Raw genomic sequence first — 8,783 nt, forward strand, 5'->3', positions numbered from 1 at the left:
GGCCCAGGCCCGGGGCCTACTTGCCGACTTCCTTCGTCACCAGCGCGATCGCCTCGTCCACGTCGTCCGTGACGTGGAACAGGTAGAGGTCCTTCTCCGAGGCCTTGCCCTGGGCGATCACCGTGCCCCGCAGCCAGTCGATCAGACCGCTCCAGTACTCCGTGCCGAACAGCACGATCGGGAAGCGGGTGATCTTCTGGGTCTGGACCAGGGTCAGTGCCTCGAACAGCTCGTCCAGCGTGCCCAGGCCGCCCGGCAGGACGACGAAGCCCTGGCTGTACTTCACGAACATCGTCTTGCGGACGAAGAAGTACCGGAAGTTCAGCCCGAGATCGACGTGCTGGTTGAGCCCCTGCTCGAAGGGGAGCTCGATGCCGAGGCCGACCGAGATGCCGTTCGCCTCGCGGGCGCCCTTGTTGGCCGCCTCCATCGCCCCCGGACCGCCGCCGGTGATCACCGCGAAGCCGGCGTCGACCAGCGCGCTGCCGATCCGCACGCCCGCGTCGTACTCGGGCGTCCCCTCCGGCGTACGGGCCGATCCGAACACGCTGATCGCGGGCGGCAGCTCGGCGAGCGTGCCGAAGCCCTCGATGAACTCCGACTGGATGCGCAGGACCCGCCAGGGATCGGTGTGCACCCACTCGGAGGGCCCGGCCGAATCCAGCAGTCGCTGGTCCGTCGTACTGCCCGCCTGCACCTGGCTCCGCCTCCTCAACACCGGCCCGAGCTGCTGCTCCTCGGGCCGACGACGAGCGGAACCTTCGGGATTGCCGTGGTTGCCCATGCTGTGCTCCCTCCTGCTGATCGTTGGATCAGGGTAGGCGCACAAAGGTGACGAGAAGCGGAATTCAGGAGGTCAGCCAGGCGCGGAGTCGTTCCTCGCAGTGCAGGATCGCCTTCGTCTCGACGCGTTCGTCGACCTTGTGCGCCAGCAGGGCGTCGCCCGGGCCGTAGTTGACCGCCGGGACCCCGAGGGCGCTGAAGCGGGAGACGTCCGTCCACCCGAACTTGGGCATCGCCCGGCCGCCGACCGCTTCCATGAAGGCCGCGGCCGCCGGGTGGGACAGGCCGGGGAGGGCGCCGCCAGAGGAGTCGTCGACCACGAACTCGGCGATGTCGCAGTCCGCGAACACCTCCCGTACGTGGGCCAGCGCCTCGGCCTCGGTACGGTCCGGGGCGTAGCGGAAGTTGACCGTCACCGTGCACGCGTCCGGGATGACGTTGTTGGCGACGCCGCCCTCGATGCGGACCGCGTTGAGGCCCTCGTGGTACTCCAGGCCGTCGATGACCGGCTTGCGGGGCTCGTAGGCCGCGAGCCGGGCGAGGATCGGGCTCGCCGAGTGGATGGCGTTGGATCCCATCCAGCTGCGGGCGGAGTGGGCGCGCTCGCCGGCGGTGCGGAGCAGGACGCGCAGGGTGCCCTGGCAGCCGCCCTCGACCTCGGCGTTCGAGGGTTCCAGCAGGACCGCGAAGTCACCCGTGAGCCAGTCGGGGTGGGCGCCTGCGACCTTGCCGAGGCCGTTGAGGTCGGCGGCGACCTCCTCCTGGTCGTAGAAGACGAAGGTGAGGTCCCGGTTCGGCTCGGGCACGGTCGCGGCGATGCGCAGCTGCACGGCGACACCGGACTTCATGTCGGTCGTGCCGCAGCCCCACAGCACGTCGTTCTCGTCGAGGCGGGAGGGGACGTTGTCGGCGATCGGCACGGTGTCGAGGTGGCCGGCGAGCACGACGCGCTCGGCGCGGCCGAGGTCCGTACGGGCGACGACGTTGTTGCCGAAACGGTCCACCCTGAGGTGGGGCAGGCCGCGCAACGCGTGTTCCACGAGGTCGGCGAGTACCTTCTCGTCGCCGCTCACGGAAGGGATGTCGACGAGCCGGGCGGTCAGCTCGGCGGCGTCCAGGGTGAGGTCCAGCTCGGATTCGGACATGGAACTGACCCTAACGCCCCGGGGTGTGGCGAAGCGTCCCGCGTCCGGCCGGTGGACGCGTCATATGCCTCAAGTACGGTGGGCCGCGTGTCCGAGACCCGTGATCCCCGCCCTCGCCGCCGCAGGCTGCTCCGGGCCGCCGTCGGCCTGCTCGTTCTCCTCGCGGTCATCGGCTACTTCGCCGTGCAGCGCGATTCCAACGGTGGCGGCGGCGCCCCGTTCTGCGTGGCCAGCGGGGACCCGCTCGGCCAGGAGGCGAGCTCCGAATCGTACGAAATGTCTCCGGAGCAGGCGGCGAACGCGGCGACGATAGCCGCGGTCGGCGTCGCCAAGGGCCTGCCGGACCGGGCGGTGACCATCGCGCTGGCGACCGCCATGCAGGAGTCCGCGCTGCGCAACCTCGACCACGGCGACCGGGACTCGCTGGGTCTCTTCCAGCAGCGGCCCTCGATGGGCTGGGGCACTCCGGAGCAGATCACGGACCCGGTCTACTCGGCCGGGATCTTCTACGACCACCTCGTCGACGTCCCCGGGTACTCGCGCCTGCCGCTGACGGTGGCCGCGCAGAAGGTGCAGCGCAGCGGTTTCCCGCAGGCGTACGCGAAGCACGAGCCGGACGCGACCGTGTTGACGGCGGCCTTCGCCGGCGGCGGCACCCTGAACTGCGGCGGGCCCGCGCCGACGGGCCCCGGCGACCCGGAGCGGGTACGGGCCGACCTGATCCGGATCTTCGGCAAGGACGGGATGCACACCCTGCCGCCGGAGGGCGGCCAGGCGGGCCGGAACACCGGCGGGGGCCAGGGCGCCCCGGAGGCCGAGGTCACCCTGGTGGAGAAGCGGGAGGGCGGCGAGACCGCGACGCGCCGCAGCCGGGCGATGGCCCAGTGGGCGGTGGCCAATTCCAAGGAGCTGGGCATCTCCCGGGTCTCCTACGGCCCGCACGGCTGGATCGGGGGCCGGGACCGGGGCCGGTGGCAGGACAGGGGCGACGCGGGGGCGAAGAACGGCAGGAAGGACCCCTACGGCGCGGGGCCGGGCGAGGTGCGGATCTTCATGGCCCGCTGATCGCCACGGCGGGCCGGGGCGGCCGATCGGGACGGGGCGGCCGTCCCGGCCGATCGGGACGGACCGGGGCACACGCCGGGGGCGCCCGGCCCCACGTGCGAGTGATCACTCCTGCGGGGGGATCCGTGTAGCGGGTCACGGATCCCGGATCCGGACGGAAGGCCAGGTCGGCGCCCATCCAATGCGTTTTTCGCGGAAGCCGATTAAACGATGCGTTACCGATCCTTTACCCAGGGACACCGCAACTCCACCCACCCCCCGGGCGGTTAATCACGGCGTACTCAGCCGCTACCGCTTAGGAGCAACATGTCTCTCCCCCTGACCCGCCGGATCGCCCGTGCCGCGCTGCTGATCGCAGCCGGGGCAGCGCCCGTGGTCGGTGCGGCCGGCGCGGCCAGTGCCGCCGGTCTGGAGTCCGTGCCGCAGCTGGGCCCGGTCAGCGCCACCGACGGCGCCGCCACCACGGATGCGGCCGCGGACGCCGTGGGCACCGCCACCGGTGCCACCAAGAGCCTGCCCGCCCCTGCCGCCGACGTGGCCGGTACCGCGGGGGGCCTGCTCGGCGGGCTGCCCACGACGCAGGAGCTTCCGGTGTCCTCGCTGCCGGTGGGCGGTGTCCTGCCCGGGGGACTGCCCGGTGGCGTGCCGCTGGGCGGCTGACACCCGCAGGAACCACCGAGGGGGCCGGGAGTGCGAACTCCCGGCCCCCTCGGGCATGTCCGTGGTGCCGTGCCGTGCCCGGGCCCGGCCGGTCAGCCGAGGCGCTTGACCGCCGCCTCCACGCGCTCGTCGGTGGCGGTGAAGGCGACGCGCACGAACCGCGCGCCCGCCTCGCCGTAGAAGTCGCCCGGCGCGACCAGGATGCCCAGGCCCGCGAGGTGGGCGACGGTGTCCCAGCAGGGCTCGTCGCGGGTCACCCACAGGTAGAGGCTCGCCTCGCTGTGCTCGACCCGGAATCCGTGCGCCTCCAGGGCCGTGCGCAGCGCGGCGCGGCGGGCCGCGTAGCGCTCGCGCTGCTCCTCGACGTGGGCGTCGTCGCCGAGCGCGGCGACCGTGGCCGCCTGCACCGGGGCGGGGGTCATCATGCCGCCGTGCTTGCGGATCTCCAGCAGCTCGCCGAGCACGTCCGCGTCGCCGGCGACGAAGGCCGCCCGGTAGCCGGCCAGGTTGGAGCGCTTGGACAGGGAGTGGACCGCGACGATGCCCTCGTACGAGCCGCCGCACACGTCGTCGTGGAGGACGGAGACGGGCTCGGCCTCCCAGCCCAGCTCCAGGTAGCACTCGTCGCTGAAGAGCAGGATCCCGTGCTCGCGCGCCCAGGCCACGATCCGGACGAGGTCCTCCTTGGCGAGGACCTTGCCGGTGGGGTTGGACGGGGAGTTGAGCCACAGCAGCTTCACGCCGGCCGGGTCGAGCTCGGTGGGGTCGTCGTAGACGACCGCCTCGGCTCCGCACAGCCGCGCGCCGACCTCGTAGGTGGGGTAGGCGAGCCGGGGGTAGGCGACCTTGTCGCCGGCGCCGAGGCCCAGCTGGGTCGGCAGCCAGGCCACCAGTTCCTTGGAGCCGACGACCGGGAGGACGTTGCGGTGCTCGGCGGCGCTCGCGCCGAGGCGGCCGCGCACCCAGCCGGTGATCGCGTCGCGCAGGGCGACGGTGCCCCACACGGTCGGGTAGCCCGGGGAGTCGGCGGCCTCGATCAGGGCGCGCCGGATCAGCTGCGGGACCGGGTCGACGGGCGTGCCGACCGACAGGTCGACGATGCCGTCCGCGTGGGCCGCCGCCGTGGCCTTGTACGGCTCCAGCTTGTCCCAGGGGAAGGCGGGAAGACGGTCGGATACTGCGGCCACGGTGGTCTCTGCTCTCTCTGAGTGCTGGTGTGTACGGGTGCCACAAACACGTCGGTCCCGTGCGGCGGGAAGGCCGTACGGGACCGAGGGGCGCGTCTGCCTGAAAAGGTCAGTGCTCGCCGTTGATACCGGCGGGCAGCGCCGCGACGAAGGGGTGATCGCGCTCGATCAGGCCCAGCTTGGAGGCACCACCGGGCGAACCGAGCTCGTCGAAGAACTCGACGTTCGCCTTGTAGTAGTCCTTCCACTCCTCCGGGGTGTCGTCCTCGTAGAAGATGGCCTCGACCGGGCAGACCGGCTCACACGCGCCACAGTCGACGCACTCGTCCGGGTGGATGTACAAGGACCGCTGGCCCTCGTAGATGCAGTCGACGGGGCACTCTTCGATGCATGCCTTGTCCTTGACGTCGACACAAGGCTCCGCGATGACGTAGGTCACGCTCTCGTTCCTCCTCGGTAGGGCTTTCCATATCGCGCGGGAGCGCGGCGTCGTCGATGCCCGCACCTAGTATCTCCGTTCCCGGGCACGATCCGAACAGGAGGGGCGGACAGAGCTGTGGAAATCACTGCCGGTGGGCTGCTGGAGGTCCGTATCACCCCGGCTGACGTGGGTAAACGAGTCTCTGTACGACGGGTGGAGGCCGGACTGAGCGGATCACCCGAGTTCACGGACACGGTCGGGGTTCTCACATCCTGGGACCAGGGTGTGCTGCTGATCACAAAGAAGAACGGGCAGTCCGTCCGTATCGCGGAATCGTCGCTGGTCGCGGGCAAGGTCGTGCCTGCGGCGCCGGCCCGGCGGCGCGGTCCGGCGGCCTCCTTCAAGGAGCTTTCGAGGGTCGCGGCGCGGGCCTGGCAGCCGCTGGAGAGCGAGCCGCTGGGCGGGTGGACGCTGCGGGCGGCCGCCGGATTCACCCGGCGGGCCAACTCCGTGCTGCCGCTCGGCGACCCGGGGATACCCCTGGACGATGCACTCGCGCGAGTGACCTCCTGGTACGCGGAACGCTCACTTCCGGCGTATGTGCAGGTCGCGACGGGCGCCGTCGGCACCCAGGAGGTGCTCGGCGCGGAGCTGGAGCGGCGCGGCTGGGTGAACGAGGTGTCGGCGGAGGTACGGATCGGCGCGCTGGCGCCGGTCGGCGACGTGGACGCGCCCGCGGCCGGGGACGTACGTCTGACCCGGGTGCCCGACGAGCAGTGGCTCGGGCGCTACGGCAAGGTCGGCGACCCGGACCTGGCCCGGCGGATGCTGGTGGAGGGGCCGTCGGTGTGGTTCGCGGCGCTCCCCGGGGGCCGGGCCATCGGGCGGTGCGTGGTGGACGGACGGTGGGCCGGCTTCGCCGCGGTGACGGTGGATCCCGCGCACCGGCGCGAGGGCCTGGCGACGGCGGTGATGGCGGCACTGGCCCGGCGTGCGCTGGAGGAGGGCGCGTCGGCGGCGTGGCTGCAGGTCGAGACGGACAATCCGGGGGCGCTGTCCCTGTACGACGGCCTGGGCTTCGCGACGCACCACGCGTACCACCACTACCGGGCCGCGGAGTGAGCCCCGCGGACCGGCGCGCACAGTTCGCGGCGGAGGCCCGGTCGGAGCGCCCGGACCTGGCGCTGCTGTGCCTGCTGCTGGCGGCGGAGGCGGACCCGGAGCTGGACGAGAGGGTCATGGACTGGGCCCAGATCGAGCTGGACCGGCTCGCGGGGATGCTGCCGTACGGGCTGCGCGGCGGACGGGCGTGGGCGGCCGCGGTGACGGAACTGCTGGGCGGGCGCCTGGGGTTCCACGGCACCCCGGCGGACTACGACCGGCTGTCGTCCTCGCTGCTGCACGAGGTACTGAGGCGGCGGCGCGGGCTGCCGATCCTGCTGTCGGTGGTGTGGCTGGAGGTCGCCCGGCGGGCCGGTGCGCCGGTGTACGGGCTGGGGCTGCCGGGGCACTTCGTGGTGGGCTTCGGGGACCCGGAGGAGGGCGTGGTGGTGGACCCGTTCGCGGGCGGCGCCTCGCTGGGCACCGGCCCGGCGGAGCTGGCGTCGGGGCCTCGTACGCCGGCCAGGACGCTCGACATCGTGCTGCGGATCCTGGCCAACATCAGGGCCTGGGCCTCGGCCCGCCCGGAGCAGTCGGGCGTGGCCCTGTGGGCGGTGGAGCTGTCGCTGCTCCTGCCGTCGCACCCGGCGGCGCTGCGGTACGAGCGGGCGAGGCTGCTGGTGGAGCGGGGCTCCTTCCGGGAGGGCGCCGCCGAGCTGGAGGCGTACGCCCTGGTGGTGGACGCGGTGGACGCCGACGCGGCGGCCCGCATCCGCGCAGAGGCCGTCTCGGCCCGCGCCCTGCTGAACTGACCCGAGGCGGCCCTGCCGGGGCCGGGAGCGTGCCGGGGCGATCCCCGCAGGGCGCCGAACGCACCGCCGCCACATCTTCCGGCCCCGGGCCCGTCCGGCGTCCGAGGAGCCCCCGGCGCGCCCGGCCCCGGCGCAACCACCGTCGACCGCCCGGACCGGCGGAGGACGTGACAGTGCCCCGCCCGGGATCCGGGCGGGGGCACTGGTCGGCTGCGGCGCGGGCGCGCCGGTCGGCCTAGCTCGGGTTGGTGTCGACGACCACCGTGCGCTCGGCGGTGGTCCTGCCGCGCAGCGCCTTGTTGAGGGCGCCGGCGATGTCCTGCGGGGTGACGGCCGTCTTGTCGCCGGTGCCGCGGGTGATCAGGATCCCGTCGAAGGTGTTCCCGTAGGTCGCCTTGAGCGCCTCCAGGTCGTACTTCTCGGTCAGGCGGCCGTCCACGGGCTGCATGCTCAGGATCTTGGGCAGGGACTTGCTGCCGAAGGCGATGGTCTTGCCGCCCACCTTGACGATGGCGTTGGCGGACATCGCGGGCTCGGCGAACTCCTTCATGGCCCGGTCGAGTTCGGCCTGGCCGATGGCCGGCGTCTTCGTGGCCGTCGGCAGTTCGGCCACGGCCGCCTTGCCGGTGGCGACCTGGTCCTTGTACGCCTTGGCCACCAACGGGACGGAGGCGTCCACGTCGAGGGTGGTGCCGGGGGCGCCGGGGACGGCGACGGCCTTGCCGGTGTCGAACTTGATCGTGGCCTCGGTGACCGAACCGGCCGTGCCCGCGAGTTCCTGCAGCGCGACCTGGAGCTTCTCCTCGTCGATCGGCATGACGGGGTCCGCGACGCGCCCGTTGCCGAGGAGCGAGCCGATGACCGTGATCGGGTTGTAGTCGCTGCCGGCCGCGTTGCGGACGGTGGTCTGGGCGTCCAGGCTCAGGCCGGCCTTCTCCGGCTTCAGCTCGACCGTCTTGCCGCTGACGCTGAGCTGGATCGGGGCGGCGGCGCGGGTGCCGAAGGCCGTCTGGAGCCTGGAGACGGCCTCGTCGCGGCTGCCGCTGATGTCGACGCCGAGGACGGTGGTGCCCTTGGGGACGTCGGAGTGGTTCAGGAGCAGCCCGGCGCCGTAGGCCACGCCGATGAGGCCGATGACGGCGCCGCCGAGCAGGACCAGCTTGGAGCGGCCCTTCTTGGCGGGCTTGCCGGTGGCCTTCGGCTGCGCGGGCGCGGGGCGCTCGGCGGCCGGAGCAGGGGCCGGTACCGGGGTGGACAGCGGGCCGTCCAGGTCCGGGCCGGGCCACTGCGGAGCCTCGTCGAAGGCAGCCACGCCGGCCGGGCCGGACGGGCCGTTGCCGGGGCCGGTTCCGAAACCGGGGCCGCCGGTGGGTCCGGCGGGCCCGCTGCCGTAGGCGGGGAACGCCTCGGTGACGGGGCCGCCGTCGCCCTGGTCGTCGTACACGGGGAAGCCCTGGGTGGACCCGACGCCCGGGCCGCCGGGCATCGGTGCCGCGGGGGCGAAGCCCTGGCCGTAGTCCGCCACGGGCGGCGGCGGGGTGCGCGGCGGCGCGAAGGCGGCGTCCGGCGCGGGCGCCGACGGGGCCTGGGCGTGCGGCGGTGCGTAGCC

Annotated in this window: 9 protein-coding genes; 4 read left to right on the forward strand and 5 right to left on the reverse strand. The window is 73.1% G+C overall.

Features of this window, described 5'->3' with window-relative positions; all coding sequences use genetic code 11:
- Nucleotides 1–16: 16 nt before the first annotated feature.
- Nucleotides 17–784, reverse strand: coding sequence for an LOG family protein (locus tag ACWGE1_RS38265; RefSeq protein ID WP_453425085.1), 768 nt, complete (start codon nt 782–784; stop codon nt 17–19).
- A 64-nt stretch (nt 785–848) separates the two neighbouring features.
- The gene (dapE, locus tag ACWGE1_RS38270) at nt 849–1,928 is read right to left on the reverse strand and encodes a succinyl-diaminopimelate desuccinylase (protein ID WP_453425086.1); all 1,080 of its coding nucleotides are present in this window, start codon (nt 1,926–1,928) and stop codon (nt 849–851) included.
- Nucleotides 1,929–2,015: 87 nt separating this feature from the next.
- On the opposite strand from dapE, the gene ACWGE1_RS38275 reads away from it, so the two are divergent.
- Together ACWGE1_RS38275 and ACWGE1_RS38280 are read left to right on the forward strand one after the other, a co-directional pair.
- On the forward strand, nt 2,016–2,993 hold the full coding sequence (locus ACWGE1_RS38275) for a hypothetical protein (RefSeq protein WP_453425087.1): 978 nt from the start codon (nt 2,016–2,018) through the stop codon (nt 2,991–2,993).
- Nucleotides 2,994–3,299: 306 nt separating this feature from the next.
- Nucleotides 3,300–3,653, forward strand: a complete 354-nt coding sequence (locus ACWGE1_RS38280) for an ATP-binding protein (RefSeq protein WP_453425088.1) — start codon at nt 3,300–3,302, stop codon at nt 3,651–3,653.
- A gap of 92 nt (nt 3,654–3,745) precedes the next feature.
- Here ACWGE1_RS38280 and dapC read toward each other — a convergent pair whose 3' ends face one another.
- Both dapC and fdxA read right to left on the reverse strand, forming a co-directional pair.
- Nucleotides 3,746–4,840 (reverse strand): succinyldiaminopimelate transaminase, encoded by a 1,095-nt coding sequence (gene dapC, locus ACWGE1_RS38285; protein WP_405529237.1) that lies wholly within the window; start codon nt 4,838–4,840, stop codon nt 3,746–3,748.
- A 109-nt stretch (nt 4,841–4,949) separates the two neighbouring features.
- Entirely contained in the window at nt 4,950–5,279 is a 330-nt protein-coding gene (gene fdxA, locus ACWGE1_RS38290) for a ferredoxin (RefSeq protein ID WP_030011906.1), read from the reverse strand.
- Between the two features lie 117 nt (nt 5,280–5,396).
- On the opposite strand from fdxA, the gene ACWGE1_RS38295 reads away from it, so the two are divergent.
- Together ACWGE1_RS38295 and ACWGE1_RS38300 are read left to right on the forward strand one after the other, a co-directional pair.
- On the forward strand, nt 5,397–6,383 hold the full coding sequence (locus ACWGE1_RS38295) for a GNAT family N-acetyltransferase (protein ID WP_453425089.1): 987 nt from the start codon (nt 5,397–5,399) through the stop codon (nt 6,381–6,383).
- The gene (locus ACWGE1_RS38300) at nt 6,380–7,174 is read left to right on the forward strand and encodes a transglutaminase family protein (protein ID WP_453425090.1); all 795 of its coding nucleotides are present in this window, start codon (nt 6,380–6,382) and stop codon (nt 7,172–7,174) included. The genes ACWGE1_RS38295 and ACWGE1_RS38300 overlap by 4 nt, the downstream gene beginning before the upstream one ends.
- 235 nt (nt 7,175–7,409) lie before the next feature.
- On the opposite strand, the gene ACWGE1_RS38305 is transcribed toward ACWGE1_RS38300, so the two are convergent.
- The coding region (locus ACWGE1_RS38305; RefSeq protein WP_453425091.1) for a peptidoglycan binding domain-containing protein at nt 7,410–8,783 on the reverse strand (1,374 nt) is incomplete at its 5' end.

This window comes from Streptomyces sp. NPDC054932 (assembly GCF_053610205.1).